The organism is Alteromonas genovensis (assembly GCF_010500895.1).
GTDB lineage: Bacteria > Pseudomonadota > Gammaproteobacteria > Enterobacterales > Alteromonadaceae > Alteromonas > Alteromonas genovensis.
In genome coordinates this window covers 80,682-105,699 of record NZ_JAAAWO010000012.1, presented here as the reverse complement: position 1 = coordinate 105,699, position 25,018 = coordinate 80,682, and the positions used below count along the sequence as shown (strand labels likewise).

At 43.0% G+C, this 25,018-nt stretch carries 18 protein-coding genes; 6 read left to right on the top strand and 12 right to left on the bottom strand.

The window, feature by feature from the left end; genetic code table 11:
• Positions 1-178 precede the first annotated feature (178 nt).
• From GTQ48_RS14800 to GTQ48_RS14795, 3 genes are all read right to left on the bottom strand, one after another.
• Positions 179-4,012: a YobI family P-loop NTPase gene (locus GTQ48_RS14800; protein WP_163107361.1), complete on the bottom strand. Its 3,834-nt coding sequence runs from the start codon at positions 4,010-4,012 to the stop codon at positions 179-181.
• A 20-nt stretch (positions 4,013-4,032) separates the two neighbouring features.
• Positions 4,033-4,194, bottom strand: coding sequence for a hypothetical protein (locus GTQ48_RS17550; protein ID WP_203565254.1), 162 nt, complete (start codon positions 4,192-4,194; stop codon positions 4,033-4,035).
• A 239-nt stretch (positions 4,195-4,433) separates the two neighbouring features.
• Positions 4,434-5,552, bottom strand: coding sequence for an esterase-like activity of phytase family protein (locus GTQ48_RS14795; RefSeq protein ID WP_163107360.1), 1,119 nt, complete (start codon positions 5,550-5,552; stop codon positions 4,434-4,436).
• A gap of 336 nt (positions 5,553-5,888) precedes the next feature.
• Between GTQ48_RS14795 and GTQ48_RS14790 the strand changes: the two genes are divergently transcribed.
• The 5 genes from GTQ48_RS14790 (at position 5,889) to GTQ48_RS14770 (ending at position 11,138) form a co-directional block, all read left to right on the top strand.
• Positions 5,889-7,748 carry a metallophosphoesterase family protein gene (locus tag GTQ48_RS14790; RefSeq protein WP_163107359.1) on the top strand — a complete coding sequence of 620 codons (1,860 nt, stop codon included), beginning with the start codon at positions 5,889-5,891 and terminating at the stop codon, positions 7,746-7,748.
• Positions 7,749-7,766: 18 nt separating this feature from the next.
• Positions 7,767-8,303 carry a flavodoxin FldB gene (gene fldB / locus GTQ48_RS14785; protein WP_163107358.1) on the top strand — a complete coding sequence of 179 codons (537 nt, stop codon included), beginning with the start codon at positions 7,767-7,769 and terminating at the stop codon, positions 8,301-8,303.
• Positions 8,304-8,336: 33 nt separating this feature from the next.
• Entirely contained in the window at positions 8,337-9,122 is a 786-nt protein-coding gene (locus GTQ48_RS14780; RefSeq protein ID WP_163107393.1) for a CLCA_X family protein, read from the top strand.
• Positions 9,123-9,266: 144 nt separating this feature from the next.
• Entirely contained in the window at positions 9,267-9,674 is a 408-nt protein-coding gene (locus GTQ48_RS14775) for an ExbD/TolR family protein (protein WP_032095551.1), read from the top strand.
• A 171-nt stretch (positions 9,675-9,845) separates the two neighbouring features.
• On the top strand, positions 9,846-11,138 hold the full coding sequence (locus tag GTQ48_RS14770) for a collagen-binding domain-containing protein (RefSeq protein ID WP_163107357.1): 1,293 nt from the start codon (positions 9,846-9,848) through the stop codon (positions 11,136-11,138).
• A gap of 11 nt (positions 11,139-11,149) precedes the next feature.
• Here GTQ48_RS14770 and GTQ48_RS14765 read toward each other — a convergent pair whose 3' ends face one another.
• The 8 genes from GTQ48_RS14765 to GTQ48_RS14730 all read right to left on the bottom strand — a co-directional run bounded on the left by GTQ48_RS14765 (position 11,150) and on the right by GTQ48_RS14730 (position 22,208).
• A complete protein-coding gene (locus GTQ48_RS14765; protein ID WP_163107356.1) occupies positions 11,150-13,660 on the bottom strand; it encodes a cellulose synthase subunit BcsC-related outer membrane protein in 2,511 nt (836 codons plus the stop codon).
• A 5-nt stretch (positions 13,661-13,665) separates the two neighbouring features.
• Complete coding sequence (locus GTQ48_RS14760; RefSeq protein ID WP_420837609.1) at positions 13,666-14,751, bottom strand: family 8 glycosyl hydrolase; 1,086 nt, start codon at positions 14,749-14,751, stop codon at positions 13,666-13,668.
• The gene (locus tag GTQ48_RS14755) at positions 14,745-17,072 is read right to left on the bottom strand and encodes a cellulose biosynthesis cyclic di-GMP-binding regulatory protein BcsB (protein ID WP_163107354.1); all 2,328 of its coding nucleotides are present in this window, start codon (positions 17,070-17,072) and stop codon (positions 14,745-14,747) included. The genes GTQ48_RS14760 and GTQ48_RS14755 overlap by 7 nt, the downstream gene beginning before the upstream one ends.
• A 6-nt stretch (positions 17,073-17,078) precedes the next feature.
• Entirely contained in the window at positions 17,079-19,298 is a 2,220-nt protein-coding gene (gene bcsA / locus GTQ48_RS14750) for a UDP-forming cellulose synthase catalytic subunit (protein WP_163107353.1), read from the bottom strand.
• Positions 19,279-19,860: a hypothetical protein gene (locus GTQ48_RS14745; protein WP_163107352.1), complete on the bottom strand. Its 582-nt coding sequence runs from the start codon at positions 19,858-19,860 to the stop codon at positions 19,279-19,281. Before GTQ48_RS14745 ends, bcsA begins: the two co-directional genes overlap by 20 nt.
• A 274-nt stretch (positions 19,861-20,134) precedes the next feature.
• A complete protein-coding gene (locus GTQ48_RS14740; protein WP_163107351.1) occupies positions 20,135-20,620 on the bottom strand; it encodes a YgjV family protein in 486 nt (161 codons plus the stop codon).
• A 13-nt stretch (positions 20,621-20,633) separates the two neighbouring features.
• A complete protein-coding gene (locus tag GTQ48_RS14735; RefSeq protein WP_163107350.1) occupies positions 20,634-21,359 on the bottom strand; it encodes a methyltransferase in 726 nt (241 codons plus the stop codon).
• A gap of 228 nt (positions 21,360-21,587) precedes the next feature.
• Entirely contained in the window at positions 21,588-22,208 is a 621-nt protein-coding gene (locus GTQ48_RS14730; protein ID WP_163107349.1) for an NAD(P)H-binding protein, read from the bottom strand.
• Between the two features lie 70 nt (positions 22,209-22,278).
• Between GTQ48_RS14730 and GTQ48_RS14725 the strand changes: the two genes are divergently transcribed.
• Complete coding sequence (locus GTQ48_RS14725; protein WP_163107348.1) at positions 22,279-24,498, top strand: S9 family peptidase; 2,220 nt, start codon at positions 22,279-22,281, stop codon at positions 24,496-24,498.
• A 121-nt stretch (positions 24,499-24,619) separates the two neighbouring features.
• On the opposite strand, the gene GTQ48_RS14720 is transcribed toward GTQ48_RS14725, so the two are convergent.
• The gene (locus GTQ48_RS14720) at positions 24,620-24,994 is read right to left on the bottom strand and encodes a PH domain-containing protein (protein WP_032095544.1); all 375 of its coding nucleotides are present in this window, start codon (positions 24,992-24,994) and stop codon (positions 24,620-24,622) included.
• Positions 24,995-25,018: the final 24 nt, after the last annotated feature.

Sequence of the window (25,018 nt, the reverse complement as noted above, 5' to 3'; positions counted from 1 at the left end):
GATGCGCTTTTTGTGAGCCTTACAGTGTTCTGTGAGGCTTCTGTTCTTTATTACTAACAATGTTATATAAAACAGGATAAATTAATTGAGATTAGGAAATAACTACGAAGGCATAGACGTCTTTTAACTCAAATTATGGAGGATAAACGCCCCCTAGCGTCAGTAGAGAGACGTAGCGTTATGTTGTCAGGCTTTTCTTAACGAATACTTCAATGCTGCTTTTCCCCATTTCAAGGAAGCTTGCGTCACGTTTTTTGAATGAAGAGATTACACTTCTGCGTTTTAGAATGGTAGCCAAGAGATTGTTAATACCGTTATCTTCGACTTTAAATGACCGTTTAGCTGTGAATGCCTGAGCAAAGTCTACATCAGCATGTTTCAGCAGTTGCATCGCCTCGCTATCGTCCAAGTATTGATTCTGGCTCGCGAATAATACTTTTTTAAATTCATCGCTAGATGCTAAAGTCATAGCTTGCAGCACTTCAAAAGGTAGTCTGGGTATTTCACAATCAGAGATATCATTACCTTGAATGATTTCTTTATAACCTAAAGCATTCTTAAATGCTTCTTGTTCCCGACTTCCATCAATCAAGTCTGTTCGTGATTCAATCAGAATTTTTTGCTGTTTTTGCGTTAGCTTTTCAGTGTCCAATACTGCATAAAATATCTGTGAATCAACACTTAAGCTAGCATCGAGCTCTTTTTCTTCGATAAGAGAATCAAAGTTTTTTATCATATAAGCCACCGATGCCTCTAATCCTATGTCGCTAAGAGCATTAAAGGTGTCTACACTTGCGATCAGTCTATTTTTTTCAATCAAAAACAAGACCTTATCCATTGATACTTCTTTCAAATCATCAACTCGATATTGATAATCGAATATTGATAAATAAGCACTAAGCGCTTCAGTATCGATTATGTCATCAAGGATTATATGTGAGTAGGAGGTTATGTCTTTATCAGCTAAACTGCTTGACTCCTCATTAGTGAGAGCTTTGTAATTGGTGTTCAAATACTCTTTAAGTAGCTTGTCTGAAAAATTATCATTTTCAAACAAGTATTCCACATTACTCCAATTCGGCAATAATCGTTCAGAGTTCACCAAGTGGGTTGCAAATTCATCTCTGTTATCTATATCTCTAATGTCATTGATAACAAAACTATGTTTTTCGATTATATCTATACGAACCTCAGGCGATATTTCTTTATTGTTTAGCAGCCATACAACGTCTTCTTCTTTCGATACCTTTAGCTGGCCTGCTGCTAAGCGAACAGCAACTTTCTCTATCTCATCGTTTAAAGCCTTGATTAAAGAGTCATCCTCAATCGACCTGAGGACTGAAAAGTCCTTACTTTCATCATCGCTTAAATTAAATAAATTAACAGCAATCAACGACAAGCTATCTTCGTTCATTTCAAACAATTTGCGCTTCAGTACTTGCTGTAGGAAATCACTCTCGCTTTTTGCCTTTCTTAATGACTGAAACTTTACTTTTAGCAAAACAAACGCTTCGAATAACCTTTCTTGATCGACTTCTTTATTAGAAAAATAAAGCCCTATTGATTCACTCTCACTAATAAATTCACTTAATTCTGAGATTGAGCTGTATAAATAGGTGTGCCAATTATTGCTGGGTAACGCATTAATTGAATCAATCAATAGAACTTGTTTGTCCTTTTGAGTTGCCCCCTGATCCGCAATTACTTTTACCCAATAATTATCAATACAGTTAATTACGGAACTAATCCACACATCTTTATTAGTAAGATTATCTAACCCGTCCTTTACAAGTCTTGTTAGATCTTTGCAATTTGCTAAATATTTCTCTAGGTACCTGAGTACAGGAAGATGATTTTCGCTGCTCAATATGTAGTCGAATAACTTGTAATTAAAAAATGTTGCCTTTCTATAGTCTTCGTCTGAAAAATACTTAAGCGCTTCTTTAAAATTATCGATTTCGTGCAATGGATCAGCTTTGCCATCCGATTGAACGTGTCTAATGAACGCCATATCCTTGATGGTCATATGCCCTTCATGGAAATGAGAGATATATTCATCATAGTTTTGGTTTATGTAACCACGTTCTAGAAGTAAAATTAAAAGCTTTTTACTATCAATCTTCTTAAAGACTTCTTTTCTAGAAACGTTTTCTATAAGGCTGGTAATGGGCAGTTCGTGAAGTAGCGAAAGCTCTTCTTTAAGCTGCTCTATTCTTTTGGAAATGATTCTTTTCTTATCTTCTGCCTTATCGATGACTCTCTGCTTTCTCTCCTCATAATTTGGGGAAACGTCCTTCAAAAAGCTTTGGAAAGAAAAGTTTGAGTTATGTGTTCCGTGGCCTGAACTCATTCGGTGGGATATGTTCCTTGAATCTGCGGCAAGCTGTTCAAACACCTCTTGCTTTTGAATCGTGTATAACCTGTGCCCATTAATATCATAAACACCATTATTACCAGGAGCTAACTTAGCAAGTAACTTCATTACATAACCTGCATTTAGTTCTTCTAGTGAATCGGTAAGTTCTTGCTCAGAATCAAGTAGGCGTTGATTCAATTCCTCAATTTCCGTTTCAATTTTAGCTTCTTTAGTTTTTCTAACATTGACTATATCTACAAAGAATTGGAAAAGGTCACCTTTACCTGCATGTAGTTTTGCGAAGTCATCGCTATAGACATTCTTGTATACAATAAATGCAAAAAGCTTAGTTAAATTTAAGTGTTCAAGGTTTCTGATAAGTGTATTTTTGTAAATGCCAAACTCTGTCACTATGTTTTTGAGCATCCTCATGTCATCAACATATACGGAGACCCCCCTTAAGAATGAATCTTCAACATCATCTACCAGTCCTGCATTCTGCATAAGATCCTTAAGCTGAGGGTAAGAATTAGCTTTACTGGCAATTGGGATAATTGGAATTATTACGTCAAAAAACTTTGTTCTATCATTGCCCTGAAATACATCATCCCGGAGTGCATAGATGAACCTTACTTTTTGCTCAACATCCTTACTGTCATTGATGAGCTTGTTTAACTCTTTTAATTTTATAAATATCTCAGTATTTTCAAAGCGGTCTAAATCTTCAAAAACGACCACATCAGTTTTTTGACTAGCAAAGAAGTAGATAATTTCGTCTAAATAAATATTGAATATAGAGTCTTTTTTCTGCTGTTCAAACGCAAGTTCACCTTTGACTGGATTAAACTTCGAAATATTGTGACTACTAAGGGTTTTATATAGATCCCTTAAAATAAGAAGAGGTAAAGAAAGTAAGTAAATTACGATCCAAAGGTCTAAGTTATTGAGGTTTGGCGACAATAAAATTGACTCGTAAATTCCTTTCAAAGAGAAATTGGGAAGATAAATAATTGAACCAATGATAGCTCCAAATATCACTAAACAAGCTGCCATAGAAAAAGCATGAAAGTTAGAAACAGGTTGAGGGAAAATTCTTCTAAATCTTGAGTTCGGGGTCTTTTTGCTGTCTGTCCTATAAAGAAGTTGTTGAACAATACTTTTTTCTATTTTACTGAGATTTTCTTTTTGCTTTGGTGTCTCTACTTTAATTGCACTGCCGTATGCTCCATCTAGTGTTGCGATGTTGTCTTCATGAGAGTCAATACCAACGCCTTGCGACAGGTCTTTAAATGAGGCAAGAGATACAGAAGTAAACTTCAAAAATGGGGTTTTTCTTATATATGTGTTTAATAGCGAACTTTTTCCACCCGAATATGGAGACGTAATTGCTATTTCTCGGACTGTTCGTTCACGGTTAATGAGCATCTCATTTAAAGCATCAATATAGTCATCCACATACTTAGCATCATCTGTAGGGCATAAGTCAGGAAATTTGGATGATTGAGTTTTAGCGGGATGCTCAAAGCATCTAAGTAAGGCCCAACACGATGCAATGGTAAGGTTTCTAATTGCGCCTATGACTGCTTTAGGTCCCGTTACGAAAATAAGAACCAGAATATTTCTGAATTTTGACAACCATCTTTTTATGAACGACATTAAATTCCCTCTTATTGAATCTATTTTTTGCTCGTATCTTTTAACTCCGAGAAATCTTGAACGGCTTTCTTCTCAAACCATTCTTTCAACGACATGCCTTTTTTCTTTACAGCTAGATACAATTTCTCTTTAAATTTAAGATCTGTCTCAATTACTACTCTTCCGGATTTTCCGACTGCCATTAGATTACCGTAAGTAAACCGAACATAATGTCATGTAACATAATATGAGACTGAGTTTTCTTCAATTAAAAGAGTTGCTGATGATAATCCGTATTGATTAGATAGCGGGAAAAGTAATTAGCAGGTGATTACTATTTTGTAACGCATTAAAAAGTAATTACTAAGTAGTTACTTTTTCTTTGTAAAATACCTATCAGACTAGCGACATTAGATAACCTTTGCATTCGATCCGCCGGTAACTATTGAAACCAAGCGTCGTTAAGTGGCACCGAGAATAACAGCGGCGCTAGGTCTTTGTACTTTTCTTCATCTGCTTTGCAAGACGCATTTTTAAGGTAATTCTTTTCCCATGGGTCGTTTATAATCCATAGAGTGTTTTCTAGGGTCACGAGCCCTTCCATTGACGCATTATCCATCACATAATCTTCGCAGGCTTCTGTACCTTTCACCATAAAGGTAACGGGTACTCGTAGTGTAGTTTGCTCACCTGCCACATCAATTATCCATAACTCGTCATCGTTTCTTGCCGCAGCAATCAGAAAAGCGCGGTCATTAACCTTGTGTAGCGTCAATCCGTTAATAGGGTGATTGCCCGATGGAAACTCAGGTAATAAAAGTGCGGGTTCTTTAACTACGGCAAAGTCTGTCGTTGAAAAAAAGTTGTCATCAACGTTTACGCTAAAAATACGAGGCTGACCTGCGATATCTTTTTCTAACCCCAGATACATGGTTCCATCTGCGTCCATCGCGATGCCTTCAATACCGTCATTTGGGAAATTGCCTACGTTAAATGATGCTGGAAATTGCAGTGGACGAACATGGGTCATTGCAAAGTCGCCGTTGGCTTTGCGCGCTAAACGCACGAGCAATGTTGGGTAATCGGTTGAGCCCGTAGTGCTATATTTCGACTCACAGCGGGGGCTAAGTGCACCGGTTCGTGTGGCATCTTCAGTAACGGTGTAAATAACGTTGGCGTCTCTGGGGTCTACTGCGAGCGCTTCTAAATCAGGTTCGGCACTTAGGTAATTGTAAAAGCAGCTTCTTCTTACTTTGGTTGAAAAAGAAAAGGTACTACTTGAAGACAGCAGCGTTGATGTGGCGGGGTCTATGCTGTGCAACTTTAATTGCTGACTTTTGTCGGCGCTGGCGTCTGCTATCGTTAAAAGCTTATCATTAATAGCCACCAACCCAGATGTTTGTGGGTCAAACATCACCTTGCCATTTTGTTGCGTTATCCAGTTTCCCACTGTAATCACGGTCAAATCTTCTTTTTCAGAGGTAATAATGACCTCTTCTGTCTCACTGCATGCAGTTATAATGAGTGCAGTAACGCAGATAAGCAGCGCATGTTTTAGCATCAAGATAGTTCCTTTTTTGGCTGTGGTTTACAGTACAAAGCCATAGTGAGCCACGCTAAAAACAATAGGTTAGATGGCGCACGTTTTCAGAGTACGAATCACGCACTGGCTTAAACATAAGATAAGCACTGGCCGAGCATGAATAAATTGTAAGCGAGTATATAGAGCATACCGTTTATACACAAAAAAGAGTAAAGTACGAAGAAACAACGCACGTAATGTCATCACTACGGGGAATGAATTATTTCAACGCTAGGCTCTCAATTAGACTCTCAGTTAGATTCCCAATTAGAATCTCAGCGAGTCAATCGAACAGAACGTCAAACCGACCTTCCATTGGTTATAGCTGGTCCAATCGTTCGCAAGGTTACTGAGGATACTTGTCATATCTGGTTGGTGACGTCGTTGCCTAGTGCGCCTTCCATTCACCTTATGCAACGCGGTGTTAATGTCGAGGTTGAGTGTTTTGATGAAAGCGTACAGGTGGGCCAATACGCCTACATCCATTTATTGTCAGCAACGGCTTCACACAATTTTAGCGATCGCGAACGAGTGTATTATCAATTGGACTTTACCGATAAAGCCACAAGGAAAAAGTGGAATATCGAGCAACAGCGTTTACTGTATAGCGCAGAAGATGGCTTAAGTTTTCATTATACCGAGACGCCAGAAACTATTTTACACGGCTCGTGCCGCAAACCACATTTTGACGGTGACGATGCTCTCGCTCAAGTAGATAACCTCATTGAAAAAGGCCTTTCAGGCAGCACATCACTTCCAGATGTATTACTGATGACTGGCGATCAGATTTATGCCGATGACGTGGCCGGCCCGATGTTAAAGGCCATTCATCATTGCTGCGACTTACTTGGGCTGTACCACGAAGGGTTGGAGGGCGCTGTTGTTAGCAACACGGCTAAGCTCGCACAGCACTCGTATGGGTTTTATGAACGCGAACAGTTGCTACCACAAATCGCGACCAATACCGTATTATCATCTCTCTTTTTCGGTGCGAAAAAGAAACCTGTGTTCACATCAGTGAATGCACAAAATCACCTTATTGGCAGTGCTGAAATTCTCGCAATGTATTTTTTAGTTTGGTCTGACGCGCTCTGGCCATTGATTGACATTGATAATAACCATATACCTCAGCAGTACCGAGACACTTTTGAGAAAGAACAAAAAGCCATAGACGGCTTTGTGAAGCAGCTTCCTTCGGTAAGACGGGCACTCGCTCATGTACCCACCTATATGATATTTGATGATCATGATGTCACTGACGATTGGAATTTAACCCGCGGTTGGGAGCAAGAAGTTTACGCTAACCCGCTGTCTAAGCGCATGATTGGTAACGCGCTTATTGGGTACTTGCTCTGTCAGGGCTGGGGTAATGCGCCTAAGAAAGTGGCCTCCCTCATTGGCGATGCGCAAAAAGTGTTTAGTAGTAGCGATTTGAATGAACACGATACATTCATTGATAAGCTGCTCGATTTCAGCGAATGGCATTATCGACTCGATACGTCGCCCCCTATTGAGGTATTGGATACTCGCACGCAGCGTTGGCGCTCTGAATCTAGTCTCAATAAGCCGTCAGGCCTTATGGACTGGGAAGCCCTTTGCGAGTTTCAACACTCTATCATTGGAAAAGAAGCCGTTATCGTTGTGTCTGCTGCTCCTATTTATGGGGTGAAGATTATTGAAGCAATACAAAAGCTGTTCACTTTTTTTGGCAAGGCATTAACTGTGGATGCTGAAAACTGGATGGCACACAGAGGCACGGCCAACGTGATGCTCAATATTTTCAGGCATTACAAAACACCACCTGAATTTATTATCCTATCTGGCGACGTGCACTATTCGTTTGTTTACGATGTGCGGCTGCGATTTAGACGCAACAGCCCTCATATTACCCAGTTTACCTGTAGCGGCTTAAAAAATGCGTTTCCAGAAACCTTGATCACTTGGTTCGATAGACTTAACCGCCTTCTTTACGGTGCTAAGTCGCCCCTGAATGTATTTACAAAACGTCGTAACATGTCGGTAAAAGCGAGACCGCCTAATAATGGCGATAAAGAACTATTTAATGGCTGTGCTATTGGTGTATTAAATATTTCACACAAAGGTAAGGATGTTCACTGCAAAGCTTTGTTGAGTAACGGGAAAGAGGTAGTATTCTCCCCTGTTAATAACGACTAGCAAAAAAAGAGGTATCTAATGAGTGATGGCGCCCTGTCTATAGGTTTATTTTTCGGCTCGACGACCTGTTATACCGAAATGGCAGCGGAAAAAATTCAAGCCCAGCTTAATAGTTTGTTCGATGACAACGTAGTTCATCTTCACAACATTAAAGATGTGAATTTGTCGCGCACCTCAGACTACGACATTATCATTTTTGGCATCTCTACCTGGGATTTCGGTGAACTACAGGAAGACTGGGAGTCTCATTGGGAAGATGTATACCAACTTGACCTGTCGGGTAAAACCATAGCGCTTTTTGGACTTGGCGATCAGCTGGGCTATGGCGAGTGGTTTCAAGATGCCCTTGGTATGCTTCACGATGCCATACTCCCCTCAAACTGCAACATAGTAGGCTATTGGCCTAACGAGGGTTACGACTTTACCGCCTCTAAAGCACTTACCGAAGATAAAAGCCACTTCGTAGGCTTGTCGCTAGATGATGAAAATCAATACGATGATACCGATGCTAGAATTGAAGCATGGTGCGAACAACTCCTCATTTCTTTAGCTTAACGTAACTACGAGTACAGATAGGTGTAAGTGAGCGTGGAAACTAAAGGGCGCATCCATCAATCGTTTTATCGAAACGGCCCTAGTCATAGGGACGGCGCCGACGTGTCTTTTCAAGACATTAGGAAGTTGTTTAATTTTGCCACCATTACGGTAGGCAGATGGGTTACACCAGAAGAACAACAAATAGCAGCCAATTTATTCTTCGATGCGCTTTACGACCTCACCACCATATTAAATATAAACGAACAGGTGCTTTCGCTAAACGGATCGCTGTCACTGGCTTTTGGAAGCGGTGGGCAAAAAAACGCAAGTGCGCACTATCACAGTGGAAAACGGCAATTAGCATTAGCGAAAAATGCGGGAGCCGGCTCTTTGGCCCACGAGTGGTTTCATGCATTTGATCATTACATTGCACCGCGTATGTTCGAAGGACTTTCCCACGGCACTTTCGCCACGCAAGCGTGGTTAGATAACGCCACCATGAATACCCACCCGCTTAATAAAAAATTGAGCGACTGCTTTGACCTCATGTTTTTAGATCACAACAAAAGGCCTAATGAGTACTTTGTAAAATCCGTTGAAGCCGATAGAGCGCTTAAAACATTCTATTACGCCATGCCCCAAGAAATGGCTGCTCGCGCCTTCGAATCGTGTATTCAGGATCACGAGATTAAAAACGCATTTTTAGTTCAAGGTACAAAAAAATCCACAGAAGCTAGACTTGGCATTTACCCTCATGGTAATTTGCGTGTAACACTCAATCAGGTATTGATGTTGTATTTTTACCAATTAGGCGTCGCCATTTCGCACAAACGTTAGAAATTAGTCGTTTTATTACCGCGGAATTGAGCATTTTTCCAGCAATAAGTGGTTACGAGCACACTGTTTTGTACAAAAGCCTGTATATTTTTGTAACAAGCAGTATACTATTGGGCTCGAACGTAACAGAAGAAAGAAGACGAGATGAAAAGAAAAAAGCATACCTCGGCCGAAGACGAGGCTCAGATTGATATGACCCCCATGTTGGACATCGTGTTCATCATGTTGATTTTCTTCATCGTAACGACCTCGTTCGTAAAAGAAAAAGGGTTAGACGTTAATCGTCCAGAAGACAATCAAGCTAAAAACGATAAGCCATCAAAAGCGCTTTCAATTCGTATTGAAGAAGACGGTACTATTATGATGGGTGGACGTGAAGTAGACGTTCGTCGCGTTGTTGCAAACACGCAAACTTATCTTGCTGAAAACAATACGGACACTGCTGCTATCCAAGCCGACGAAGAAGCTGAACACGGCGTTGTGGTAGAAGTAATGAACCAAGTAAAAATTGCAGGTATTTCAAAAGTATCTGTACTAGTTAAAAAGGGATAACATCTCTTTTTGCTAAAAAAAGCCGCCCTCGGGCGGCTTTTTTCGTATTAGCGCCCATACCAAAGTATACATTGCATTACTGCATAACTTTTGGTCAGATCGTAAGCTACAGATCGTCTGGAAAGCCATGTTGAAAGTGCCGTTCCGGGCTCAGACAATCCTGGAGCTATTATGAAATCTAAAATTGCCACTATTGCGATTACCGCAGTAGCATTATCCTCACAATGCAGCATTGCTGCACCTATCGCGCTGAGCGAAGCATTCAACTATAACGCATTTATCTTTAACGATTATGAGGGCGAACGTTCCGATGTTGAAGGTACGCTTGCTGTAGGCGGTAACCTTACGGTTGAAGACTTCGATGTTGGTTTATTGCTCCCACCGGATCTCTCCACCAGCTCCCTTTATGTGGGTGGTGACCTCAATTTTACACGAGGTAAAGTCAACGGCGGTCAGACTACGGTTTCAGGAATGATCAATGCCAATAATGTTGAATTTGCCGGAGGATTGAATAGCGCAGCGTCGGTGTCGATTGAAGGCGGCTCTGTAAATAATGGCGGCATCAGTAGCAAGGGAGATGTATCTCTTGTCAGTTCAGGCATAAAGCAGGGAAACATCGACGCCGAAAGAGACGTTGTCATTAAAAGTGCAGGCTTAGACGATGGCTCTGTGACGTATGGCAACAACCTCATTGTAGAAAGCGGCAATTCAGGCACATCACCAGCGGTTAAAGATGCCGCGAACACTGTGCAAGTGGATAATCTTGATTTCACTGCGATAAAAGATGAAGTTCTTACCCAATCAAGGGACTTCGCCAATATGGACGTGAATGGCGTTACAACGCTCAACTGTGGCGCTGCTAATTGCCTTGACGATGCAAGTACAAAAATCGACACCATTACGTTTACTGGCAATGACGATATCAATATTTTTTCCATAGACAGCTCATGGTTTAGCGCTGCAGATAAAGGCATTGTCTACGACTTCTCTACCACCAGCATTAATATCATCAACGTGTTGGGTCAAAGTGTTGAGTTATTCAATACGGGCTTTTTCAACACGGCGTTTAAACAAGAAAATAGTTATTTTAGAGAAAACGGACAGTATCGCGACAACGATAATAATAACGATTTGCGCCACGACGGCCTGTACACCAATAACATTCTGTTCAACTTTGTTGATGCAACTGACGTAACGCTTCACTCCGTTGGCGTTAAAGGTAGCGTTCTCGCCCCCTATGCGCAGCTGAGCTTCTACAATGGACATATAGACGGTAATGTTATTGCTGACAGCTTAATAACGCCTGAGGTAACCTTAGTGAATGACAAAGGTGAAGAGTATCTTGCGCCCACAGGTCAGATAAACAATTACCAGTTCGGCTCAATTAATGTGAGTGAGCCCGCCTCACTTGCACTGCTTTTTGGCGCTGGCTGCTTTATGATGCTGCGCAGGAAAAAGCGTTAAAACGCTTTAAACTAAAGCGCAAACCCACGTAACCGAGGTGACGACAACAGAAGCTCGTCACTGGTTACGCCACGTCCCTCTCCTCCTCGCCACCTAAGTTGAATGCCAGCCTCAAAGGCTTGGTATTCCACGGCAAATGCCTTACTCATATAGCCTGCTACAATCCAGTCACTACCAATACGATATTGCGCCTCAGCGAGGAAATTTCCGCTTAGTCCTGTGGTTTCAGAATAAGGCAAGGCAACCGACGGGTCGGCATCGCTTTCGATATCAGGGGAAGCGATGAGCGGAAAACGAGAGTCTGCAGTTTGCTCTAATCGTGAAAGGGCTATTGAATTACTGAGCTTCAGCTGCCAGTTAAGTGCTTCTAGTGAGAGTAACTCTGAATACAATCCTAGGGAGATAAAGTAATTGGGGCTAAAGTAGCCCCCATTACCATAGGTAAAACCACTTCGATTATGCTTATAGCCTGAGTAACTTGCGAACGGCCCAACGCGCCAGTAATCAAGCATATCTGACACGTCAGTAGCAATATCGTAACTAACATCACCCCGTACAGAAAGTGCACTATTGCTGTCTACTGTCTCACCAGCCATGGTACTTACTTGAAATGTGCCGGCCACAGACCAACGCGGTGCCAGTTCATAGGCTGCTAACCCTCGTATGCCCTCTTCCAGTACATAGCCCCACGCGTCTTCATTTCTTGCGTTGAACGAGCCTGTTTGGCTAAGCATGCTGTCCTCTTTAGGGTAACGGAACAAGGTAGTGGCAAGCGTCAGCTTAGGTAAAAACCACGTTGCAGAAATTTGACCGGTAATATCAGCGTTTACGGGCTGATCAAACATGCCGTATTCCACATTTACATAAAAGTTGAAGCCTACGTCTTGATAAGCAATATCGGCCCTTAGGCCTTTATCTTCAAACCCAGTGATGTTGTTTGATACCGCGCTACGCACTCCATCTCCAAGCAAATCATCGCCCAGCCACGCTCCAGACTGTGCCGCGCCACTATAGAACTGCTTATAATCCAGAAAGACCCGCCATTGCCAACCTTTGTAAATATCACCAATACCAATATAGCTGGTTAAAACGTCGAAATTTCCCAGCCCAGATTGACCTGAGCGAGAGCGCGTTGTGATGCCAGAAACCACACTGAACGCATCTTTAGTCTGCGCCGTTGTTGAACGCGTATCGGCGTTTATATAGGAAAGTAGAAATTGTTTTCTAGGCCATGCGCTACTATTCACCTGCGCCTGTCGGCGGGTATTTACTACCGGAAATGCTGATGCAAGCTGATTTAACTTTAGCCTGTTATTACTATTTAGCCTGACTAACTCGCCGGCAATAACATCATCATCTGGATTTTGCTTCAGCACTTTTTCAAACGCTAACGTCGCCGTTTCACCATCGCCATATTTTGCTGCGGCCCAACCCAGTAAGGTTAGCTCATCGAGGGTTAAGGCTCTTATATCACCTAGCTGTTGGGCAGTTTTAATGCTGCTTTTGTAATCTCCATTTTCATAAAAATAGAGTTGCTGCTGCGCAAGGCCATCGGCACATCGACGTAAAAAGCGTTCTGTATCAATGCTGCATGCCAACTCTCTGGCCATTGCATGCTTTTGCTGTGCGCTTAGCGATAGATACTGACCATCGGCGTTTTGCGATAACACAAAGAGTTCGTAGGCCTCGCTGTACGCATCTTCATTGTATTTTCGCCACGCGCTTCCCTCTACAAGGGACGTGATCAAACTTGCGTCGGCACCACCGTCTTTGTTGCTTTTACCGCTGGCAAGTAAACGCGCAAGCTGCTCAATATCCCTTTGCTGTATAGCACTATTCACTATAAAAGTAGTGATGGTTTCCAAGCCTTGTTGAGCGGAGCGACGCTGCACCTCATTTGGGCTGAGCACCAGTGTGCTATCAAACTGCGTGCGCGCTAGGTTAAGTTGCCCACGATCAATAGCCGCCCACCCCATCAGTAAATAGAAGTTTGGCTGGTTTTCTTTCTCTGCTAGGGCTACTAGCTTATTAAATTCTGTATTTGATATTTGTCTGCGAGCTTGGGGTGTTTTTTCTGCAAATATCGCGAGTGGCGATTTAGGTGCGTTGCTTTCAGAACTAGGCTCATTTGATACAAGCTCCTTTTCGCTTGACGCTGTCTGGCGGTCACTCTTCTGTCGACTAGCCCCCTGTTGACCAGCGCCCTGTTGACTAGCGCCTTGCTTGGCTCGTGACAGATTATTCAGTCGGTCTAGCGCGTTTTGCAGTGGCTTCGATGGCTGCCAGCTAGGATATTGATACCGCAAGCGCCCATACTCGTCGTTTGCGAGAGATTTCTGCCCCTGCTCGATATGAAACCATAGCCCGGTGACATCAGGCTGACTTTCGTCAAAGGCATCAAACCCTAGCTTGCGTTCTTCATACGTAGTTTTAGATTGACCGTGAGCCATGTGAGGGGCCAACGCGGCAAGCATGACTAATTTCAAAAGGAAAAAAAGGAACAACCGGCTATTTATAGTCATGCTTCTTACCCCGATATATCCGAGACGGCCAGCATTGAAAGTAACACCAGACTTGCCGAATAATAGTCAACGTCTCTGTTAATGTCAGGCCAATCAGGTGCGGTGTCATTAACGATGTTATTAACCGCTTGCTCAACCGCACGCATGCCAAGGGTCATTGCATATTCCGCTGGTTTCTCGTCACCTAGTGAAAGAGTTGCTGGCACATAATCTTGTGACCACCATTTTGCGAATGGGCTTAACACATCATTGCGTTCAGCACTGGCTAAAAAAGTGTCAGACCATGCTAAATGCAGAGGAATTCGCACCGCATTGAACCCAAATTCACTGGCAATAACATTGTTTGTTGAAAAACTCCCCTTGTATAAACGCGTCCAATCAGAGGGCAGTTGATGAGATGAGAACCGGGCTTTCTGCACTAGCGATATGCCGCTGGCGAATAATTCCTGCCAAATACTGGGGTATTCAGAGTAGTCAGAAAAGGCCGACAGGGCTGGGAACACCCAGTATGAAAGATTAAACTGAACGCCATCTTCGTTACTACTGAGACTAACGCCATTGCCGTTATCAAAGCCTGATTCCCCGGGTAGTAATAACGTATAGCCATCCCGTGTCACTATTAGCTTTTCTTCTATGGCCTGAATAATTCTGCGTGCTTCGTCTTCATAACTCGGTGTATTCCAGCGTTTTGCTGCCCTAAGCAGTGCCCAAGCAATTAATACATCGCCATCTGACGCATTATTGGGGTCGTCAACACAAGCGGTGTCCTTAGTCGCACAAGGTGTGTAGCGCCAGCTGAACAAACCGTCAGGTCGCTGCAATACGGTTTGGGTCCATTGCCATATGCTATCAAAGGCTACCCGGTCATTAGCATGAGCAGCGAACAACATACCGTAACCTTGTCCCTCAGAGTGAGAGACCTCATCGTTACCGGTGTCCACTATTCTACCGTCGATAACAAAGAGCGCTTTATAGGCGGTAAAACGCTGTTCAAATTGCTTACTATCAGATTGCTTATTATAAGAATCCGTACACGACATCAAAAGCAATGCTAAGCAAAAGACAGCGGCGGCTTTAACTCTTGTTACCATGAGTCTTGTACTTTTTTATTCCGACGTTTAAGCAGTAAGTAAATAAGTAAGCTGATTGAGAAAACCAGAACCACAAAACCAACTAACCAGTACCAGGGGTTGTTGGAAAGCCATAGTCTGAGTTGAAGCCACGCATCGTCAGACTCGCCAATTTCGTAGGTTTCATTCACCTGCATAATAAGAGAAGGTGCGCGGCTGTCGCTCCAAGCAAAGAAATCACCGGCTAGTTGACCCCACATCGATAAGCTCACTAAATCACTCACCCTGTCGTTGAGTAATTCAGAGGTTTGTGCGGCAACGATGAATAATGTGTCGTTACTATTTGGGTTGGCGTGTGCGGTAAGAATAGCCTGCGGCCCTAAGTCGCTTTCCTGTATTGTGTTACCTTCCACTTTCATGGCCTTGAACGATCTGTCTTGAGTCAGATTCCTCACCCGGTTATGTAGGTTATTTTGAAGTTGATAAGACCAACGCTTCGTCGCCTCTATTGCCGTTGTAAACTCAGACTGTTGCACTTGTGACAGCGAGTCTGGCGTGCCCAATATAATTGCCGAGCCTGCAATCGCGTCCGATGGTATGCTTTCTAACGCCATGTTATTAATAGTCACATTAAGTAGCGGAGCGTTAGCCACCTGCGCTAATTTTGCACTTATCGTTAGCGCACTATCCATAAAGTCTGAAGACGGAATAATGATAGACGATGCAGGGGCTGACTCAAATCGTGCTAGGGGATAGGCCGTTTCGCCGAATAACGTTAAGCTTGGCTGTACTGCTACGTGTCCCGCATCAGGTAGGTCGATAGCAGAGGTATTCTCCAACTGAAATATTAAATGACTTCCCGCGACTTCATCACACGCGACTCCTGCGAGAGGTGCACGCAGCGTCACATCAAAGTCGATATTGTTTGCTCCGCCTTTTAAGTATCTTGCAGGGATCGATAACTTGTAGTTTTTGAACACTTGCCCGTTCGGGTTATCAAGAGCAAGACCATGTACCAATTCATTGTTTACTTTCACATTCATAATAGAGCCAGGTCCATTACCCGCTCCGTACCCGAAATTAAGCAGTAAACCAACGCTGGCATTTTCCGGTACATAAAAATCAGCAGGTAGTAAGAATGAAGCACGTTTTGAAAAGTCTCCTTCATCTCTAAACCTTGCCGCCGAAATACCTAAATCTTGAAACTCGTAAGCAGTATCTGGTGCTGCGACTAGCTGTTTTTGTAATCGCGTTGCCTCCATACCAGCATGAGACAATACGGTAATTTGAGAAGTTACATTTATCTCATCGTCCATAACTGCCAAGGTTTGCGCAGCTTTGTGTACATCGTCAGTGGTATTGCCACTGACAATAAGGCGAAACGTGGAAGGGATAATCACGCGATTACCGATTGAAAATGAAGGCGTTACTTCTGTTTTTAAATAAGGGCCTTTAATACTGTTAACCGTGGTATCGGATAGCACAGGTGAGAGCGAGGAGGCAGTACCTACTATGACATGTAACTGTTGCGTTTGACTCTTAGCTAACGCGTTGCCAGAACGATTATTTTTGTAATTATCCCGTGTATACCATGCTGAGCGCTCATAACGCTGAATATTTTCTTCTGTCCAGCGCTGTCCCTCGTTAGCAGTGTCTAATTCAGGTAATACATATCCCTCATCAAAGGTCTCATGCTTTAGCTCAAGGGGCTGATATTGATTACGTAGCGCAAGTGCCTGACCTACTAATGAAAGAGTACGTTTGCTAATGTCGCCTTCCACATCTGTTGCTGTTATCAACGAGACGTCTCGCAAGCCGCCAATTCCTGGGTTGAAGAAGCCATCTAACTTATCGAATGTGAAAGTATCAACATTATTACTTGAGGTTATTTGCAAGGTTGAATTATACATATTCACCTCGCTCCATAGTTCAGGTGCACTGCCATCTACACACTGATTTGCATAATGCTGACTAACACTGAATGTAAGGGTATTGAAGCCATCTCGCCATAACTTAGCCGGTATGGACACTTCAGAGATAAGTGAGGGACGGTCAGGGTCGAATCGTATTTGACCGATAGTGGCGTTATTAAAACGTACAACAAGCTGAGAACGTTTTTCTATAAGCGCCTTAGAGCTGATTACATCTAATGTAAGCACAGCGTTATCAACGTCGGTAATTGAAGCCAAAGGAATAGCAAAATCGATTGAGTCCGCTTTACCTTCTAGCCGAATAATACTTTCGCCGGCAAAAAAATCGGTGAGACGATAGGTATTTGTTTCAGCATTAACGGTAAATGCTAATAGTAAGCTCAACAACAACATAGGATAGATTTTTATCATTTTTGTTTATTCCTTGGCAGAACTTATTTTGTGACTTATTTTTTTGCCTGCGATATCTAGAGCATGAAGAAAATGCAAAAGAGCAGGTTTTAATCCAACACTCAGTACGTGCTTAGCACCGTACCAGTACGTAATCGCGCGCGTTCTCCTTCGCTGAAATGACATCCATCTACGGCTATCTGCTAATGCAAAGGCAACAACTTCGCTGTGCTCCTCTTCCGTTGAAGGGGAAAACTGCACGCGAAGCAACGACAATTTACTATCGTAGTTTAATACCGTAACAGGCAAGTGAACGTTCTTATTTAATGCCTCGCACCACGTTGTCAGTTTGGCTTGGTCAGAAAATAACGCCCCCTCACCTTTTAACTTCATCCTTGCTCCGCCTATTGAGAGATCCACAAGGTCGCCGACCCAGGCCTGTCCTTTCTGGGTGCTTATTACGACATTGTTGGTAGCGGGTAACCTAGATTGAGATCGCACTTGTTTTCTTTCTAACAACACGCTCAACACCGACATTAACAATAATAGGTTGAATCCGTTCCACAGCATAACAACAACGGTCAACTCTCTACTTAGCGGCTCGGTGATAAATTTATACACCCCAGTGAAAAAAGCAAACAACAATATAAGAATAAGCCAATAAAAGACATTTGCGAGTGGCGACACAAAAGTTTTGTCTAAACTTTCCCCTTTTGGCGTAACCACAAAGGAAGGCTCGCGGGGTTTAATAAACACCTTTATTAGCGCTTTGAGTGTAAAGGCACACTGTAAAATTTCGTATATTTCAGAAACTAAGGGCCATCGCGTTCGTCCAAACAGCATAGTGGAAATCATATACGTCGCGATAACATGAGGAATGGTATAGGCCAGTATTTCCAGCATAGAGGCATGATATACCTGCAGTCCAAACACAAGATAAGCCAAAGGCATGAGCAGAAAAATAATACGCGCGAAAGGAAATAACCAAAACATGATAGAGCTCATATACCCTACACGCTGATACCACTTAAGCCCCTCGGCTTTAAACGGCTTTTTTAACAAAAGAATCTGCGTCATTCCTTGTGCCCAGCGCATTCGCTGCTGAATGAACGCATCAAACGTTTCGGGTGCCAAACCGCTCACCATTGGTCTGTCTACATAAACCGATTCATAGCCTAATTTATGTAAATCTAACGCGGTTTCTGCGTCTTCTGTAATTGACTCACCAGATATTCCCCCTACCAACTCGAGGTGCGCTCGCCTCATCAGGGCCGCAGAACCACAAAAGAAAGAACTGCCCCAGTAATCGAGGCCTTTTTGAATAGTCCCGTAAAACATGTCGTTTTCAGAGGGCATTCTCGTAAAGGCTGAAAAGTAATTTCGTTCAACAGGGTCAGGGTTCGCCATAAAATGCGGAGTCTGCACCAAAAAGACATTTTCGTTTTTCAACATCCAAGGCACGGTTCTATCGAGAAAATCTGATGTAGGCACATGGTCGGCATCTAAAATGACAATAAGGTCACTTCTAGTATTCCCTATAGCACTATTTACATTGCCCGCTTTCGCAAATTCGTTCTTTGCGCGAGTGTGATAGACAATATCGTGTTTTTCACAAAGCGCCTGAAGGTTACTTCGCCGTTTCTTTGCCGTTGCTGCAGCAGTTTCATTACTTGCATTAATTTTTTGATCGGTACCGCCATCGTCCAACAAGTGTATAAATAACTTGTCCTTGGGATAGTCGAGGATTTTAGCCGCGCGAATTGTCACCTCAAGAATATCAAGGTCTTCATTATAGGTGGGGATCATGACGTCCACAGAAGGCAAGCGCTCTGTGTCTATGTCTTTCAAAGTGAGCAGCGGCCTACTAAGAGGAAACGCATTGACAATAGCACCTAAAACGGAGGTGATGCCTGCATAAATTTCGGCAATAAATAATAGCCAAACCGCAATAAGTGAAAAAATGTCGGTATAGGTGAGCGTATACAGTCCTCGCCATAGCAAATAACGAGTGGTTAAGGCAGTGCCCAATACAAGGGCTAAAATTCGAAAGAAATGTTGATGAGGCTGGGTATGTTGGGCTTCTTTGCTACACCAGGAAATTGAAATTAGCACTAGCAGTGACGCGAAGAGTTGTCCGATAGCATCCATTGGCGCTAATAAAATGGCGCCAAGCAGCACAGAGGCTAATAATAGAGCGCCTACGTACTGTACTGGGTTCGATACGTTCTCATGTGGCGAGTTGTCCAATATTGCGATCCGCTATGTGTATTTTTGTGACACTCGCATAGTTTGCCCTGTTAATTAGCGTAACTTCACCATTTGACAGTTCAACTTCGTGATTGCTTTTATAAAACATTCTCGAAATGCTATCACGTTGCTCTTGTGCACTTTTCGTTGCAACACACCACGCAGGATACGTCGCAACTCCGCATAAACATATTAGTATAATGCCATAAAAAACAGAAGGAGGTAATGATGGTGCAACAAATAATGAAAACAGCAAGATAGCCATACTTGCCGTAACCAAAATAGCCGTTAATTTACGGTAGCGAGTAATGCTATTGAGTGTGCGCTCCGCGTTTAATAGCATGTGCAACCTGTTCTGCCAAAGCTTTTCGGTCTCTAGTTGTGATTGAACACCGATAACGCCAGAAGGTGTTTCTGGCATCTCACCATCGCTTTGTGAGCGATGTTGACCCTTCGCGAGTTCATATATATTCACAGGCATGCAGTCTGCAAACTTACGCTCTAATTCGTCGCTAAAATCATTCCTTTGATGTTCACTGCGAAACTTATTTTCTTTGTTCATAACGCATCTCCCCAAAACCTCGAGTGAGTTTACTTCTACCCACTATTAGGAAACATCGCGGCATTCATACTTACTAATTAATAAGAATACGCTTACATACGCAAAAGCGTTATTGAACTTTCGCCTATTGAACTTTAGACTTATTGAATACAAGGAGATAAAAGAAAGTGAACACTCACATTTTAGAATCAAAACAGCACAAAAAAGGGCCACTATTTCAATGAAATAATGGCCCTTTTTGAAGTTTGACGGCTCCGACTTTTAGAGTTATGGGTTACCGCTTTAGCTTACTAATAATGCTGATGAGGTTACTTATGTTAAACACAGTGCCAAAAATACTTCCCACCGAAATGGCATAGAGTAAGCCCAGTGACTCGGCGACGAGAAAGGTTTTTCGTATTTGATGGGTGTCTCTTATTACAATAGAGCCAATGGTAAAAATGAGCGAGGAAGCATAGGCGATAAATATGTTCCAGTGATGCTCAAGCACAAACCATTCGTAGCATAAAAAACCAATATTAATACCAATAAAAGCAAACAGAATAAGGTTACTTCTGTTTTTTATCGCAATGATGTTGCGAACGCTAGCGAGAAGAGTCCCTACCCCTGCAGCCATAGCATCTAGCATAAAGAAATGGGCACTCAAACTTGCTAAAGCAAACGCGGATATCAGCAGATAGCGGTCAACATTATTTTGTCGGTACCCAATGAAATTTAAAACAACAGCAACTGCACCAAATGCTTCGGCAACGACAACCATGATTTTTTCTCTTTTAAAATTTTAGATAAAACGGGCGGCAAAGCACCTTGAACGCAGATGAATACTCACTATTGTGATCGCGTATTGTAAGGGTTGGATACTTCTCCTCAAATTCAGCGACGCTCTCGCTGTCTTCATCATTAGCGCGTTGAGCCTGAAAACGGTAAACGCATAGGTAGGGATCACTTTTGCTGTCGTGTTTTACCACCAAACAACTTGTCACAAATAAGTTAAACGCTAACGCGGCTTGCTCTATTTCGGCCATTCGCTGATAAGGGTAAACGCAGTAAAGACTTCCCCCTGCAGATACGTTATTAGCTGCAAACTGAAAAAGTGCAGTCGGCGAAAGTAAGCCAGTTTGTCGAGCACTGTGTCTTGCATCGCTTTGACTAGCAAAGGCATTGGTGGGTTTATTGCTGTGCTCAAAATAAGGCGGGTTCGATATAATAATATCAAATTTTGCCTTGGGCTTATAAACCTCTAAGGCCTGGTGGTGCACCGAAATTCGCTTCGACCACTTTGACATCTCAGCATTATCTCTCGCCTGCTGCGCCGCACTTTCATCTACCTCAATCGCCTGTATGTCGGCAGCGTCATCCGTTTTTTGCGCCATCATAAGCGCGAGAATGCCCGTTCCAGTACCGATGTCCAGCACACTTTTGGCCCCATTGGGATTTACCCAACTTCCAAGAATTAGACTATCGGTATTCACCTTCATGGCACACTTATCTTGCGCCACACTGAATTGCTTACAACGGAACATTGTTTAAGAACATAGAAAATGAAACACGGCAGAGATCTTACCTCATCTATTCTATCCCAGCACGCGTGATGGAATAGATAACTAAGAATAAATATTAATTTAGACAAGCATTAGCGCCAGGCCGATATCTTTCTTACCTTTTTAAACCCGCTTTTTGTGTTAATCCACTCTCTATATTTAAATCGCTTTCTATTTTCACCTCACTTACCATTTTTGCAGTGACATCATATTTCTTGCCACATCAATTGGCGCTACGGGACGATATTTTTTAAGCGGCCCTTTCATTATAGATTGCCAAATAGGCGCGGTTTTTTGCGCAACATCTTCAAGTAAGCGAGATTCATCTCTATTCCCTAACAGCAATGACGGCCTGACCGCGGATGCATTTGGCAGCTGTGGCATGCGCATAATGGCATTTTCAAGCTCGCCTTTTACCCTTAGGTAAAAATTACTACTTTTTGCGTCAGCCCCTACAGAAGACACCCAAACAAAGCTATCGGCACGCTGAGCACGGGTAAGCTGAGCCGCAACGTGGATATATTCAAAATCTACACGACGAAATGCTTTTTTCGAACCTGCCTTTTTAAGGGTGGTGCCTAAGCAGCAGTACACATGATTAACGCTAAAGTAACCTTGATAGTCTTGAATATTGTCAAAGTCGATAACCACCGGTCTTAATCGGCTGTGAGGGTCGATGAACATCTGTGAAGACAGAGGCTTACGCACCAAGCATGTCACTTCATCGTAACGCCTGTCCTGTAAAAGCATATTTACGAGCGTTCGTCCGACTAAACCTGTCGCTCCTAGCACCATTGCGGATTTCATACTTTGCACCTTGTATCATGTGATGGTTTCTCTACAATCTAACCTTCGACAGTAAAATATGCAGATAACAATGAAAAAAGCCCTTTTAATTGGAGCCGCTATGCTCTCTACTGCTTTACACGCTGAAACGCTCACTATTGAGCGAATTTTCTCATCACCTTCTTTAGACGGCAGCGCCCCTCGCACACTCAAAGTGTCTCCCGATGGCGCGCGCGTTACGTTCTTAAAAGGAAAGCAAACCGACTACGAACGTCTCGACCTGTGGGAATACCACATCGACAGTGGCGAAACCCGCATGCTGTTCGATTCTAACGACTTACAAAGCGGCGAAGAAGTACTTTCTGATGAAGAGAAAGCCCGTCGCGAGCGCATGCGCCTTAAAGGTAGCGGTATAGTAAGCTACGAATGGTCTGACGATGGTAAAGCTCTGCTCTTCCCTCTTGGCGGTGATGTGTACTATCACAAACTTGGCGAAAAAGGAGCCAAGCAGCTACTCGATACCGATGCATTTGAAACAGACATCAAACTATCTCCTAAAGGTAATTACATTTCTTACGTTCGCGATCAGAACCTCTATGTAAAACATATTGCCTCGGGCAAAGAGATGGCAATTACTAAAGACGGCGGTGGCAACATCAAGTTTGGTATGGCCGAGTTTGTTTCCCAAGAGGAAATGGGAAGAATGACCGGGTATTGGTGGGCGCCAGATGAAAGCAAAATTGCGTTTACTAAAGTAGACGAAAGCCCAGTAGACGTTATTACGCGTACTGAGATTTACGCTGATGACATCAAACTGATTGAACAAAGGTACCCTAAAGCGGGTACACCCAACGTGGTTGTAGAACTTGCCATTCAGTCGCTAGACACAAACGAGCGTACGTGGGTAGATTTAGGCGAAGATAAAGACGTGTACTTTGCCAGAGGCCAATGGATGCCGGACAGCACAACATTTACCTACCAATGGCAAACACGCGATCAGCAAAACCTTGAGCTGCGTGCGTACAACACGCAAACAAAAAACCAGCGTGTACTGTTAAATGAAAGCAGTGATACGTGGGTAAACTTGCACGACGACCTGTATTTCCTCAAAGACAAAGGTCAGTTTGTTTGGGCCTCTGAGCGAGATGGATTCAAGCACCTATACCTTTTCGATAATAGCGGCAAAATGGTTAAGCAGCTCACATCGGGAGACTGGGTGGTTGACAGTATTGAAGCCATCGACACGCAAAACGACCGTATTTTCTTTTCTGGCCGCAAAGACACACCGTTGGAAAGTCACATTTATGTCGTTCCTTTTGATGGAAAAGGCACCAGCGATATAGCGCGTATTACTGAATTAGGCGCCTATCATGACGCAACTTTCAGCAGCGATGCTTCTATTTTTATCGACCGTTTCTCTACTGTTAACTCTCCTTTCCAAGTCAGTTTAAACGATGCTTCAGGCAAACGTATTACTTGGCTTGAAGAAAATAAAGTAGAAGAAGGCCATCCTTTGCACGCCTATATGGACAGCTGGACCAAGCCTGAGTTTGGAGATATTCAAACAAAAGATGGTGCAACGCTAAAATACCGTATCTACAAGCCAGAGAGTGCGGTAGAAAACCCGAATAAGAAACTGCCTGTTATCGTGTATTTATATGGTGGCCCTCACGCACAAGTGGTTACCAATAAGTGGGCGGGAAATCGTGGCTTATTGATGCAACACTGGGTTGACCAGGGTTATGTGGTCTTCACGGTAGATAACCGAGGCTCTAACTACCGAGGCAAAGCGTTTGAAGATCCTATTTACAAAAAAATGGGCTTTATCGAGGTTGATGACCAAGTTGCCGGCGTAGAGTATTTACGCACGCTGCCCTTCGTTGATGCTGACAACATTGGTATTCACGGACACAGTTATGGTGGCTACATGACCCTTATGGCCATGTTTAAAGCGGGCGACTATTTCGCTGCAGGTGTATCTGGTGCTCCCGTTACCGACTGGCGTTTATACGACACTCACTACACCGAACGCTACATGGGTAACCCAAACACCGAGAACGATGCTTACACTGCATCTTCTGTCTTTCCATACGCGAAAGACTTAAAAGGCGACCTGCTGATTTACCACGGAATGGCTGATGACAACGTACTATTTACCCACTCCACAATGCTCTATAAGCACTTGCAGGACCTGGCTATCCCGTTTGAAACCATGGACTATCCAGGCAAAAAGCACAGTCTTCGCGGTAAGCAAACTGGTATTCACTTATACAAAACCATTACCAACTTCTTTGAGAGAAACTTGAAGTAAGAAAGGTTTGGAGAAAAGGCTTATGGGAAAAACCTGAGCTACGAAAAAGGGCATAACAATTTTTTGTTATGCCCTTTTTTATTTTGAAAGCGTCTTGGCCGACTAACGACCAGCGTATCTTTTATGCAAACATCTGATTGGCAAGGTTCTTTTGCACTGCCTGAGCCGATGAAGCGCTCAGTTCAATCTCAATAGCATCTGATTTACCCGACAGCCAAATTTTAAGCTCTGCATCGGTGTCAAAGTGCCCTGCTGTTTCAACGATAAACTGGGTAATAGACTTATACGGAATAGAGTGATAATTCACTTTTCGCCCCGTCAGCCCCTGCTTATCAATGATTATTAATCGCTTATTGGTGAACACGCTTAAGTCACGAACCAATTTAAATGCCGATGTAACCGTTTCGTTATCAGCAAGTATTGGAGACAGTTCTTCCTGAACATCTTCAGAACTTGTCTCGCTCGCATTTCCCATTATTGTATCGAATAAACCCATTTTATTTTCCTTTTCAAACTGCTG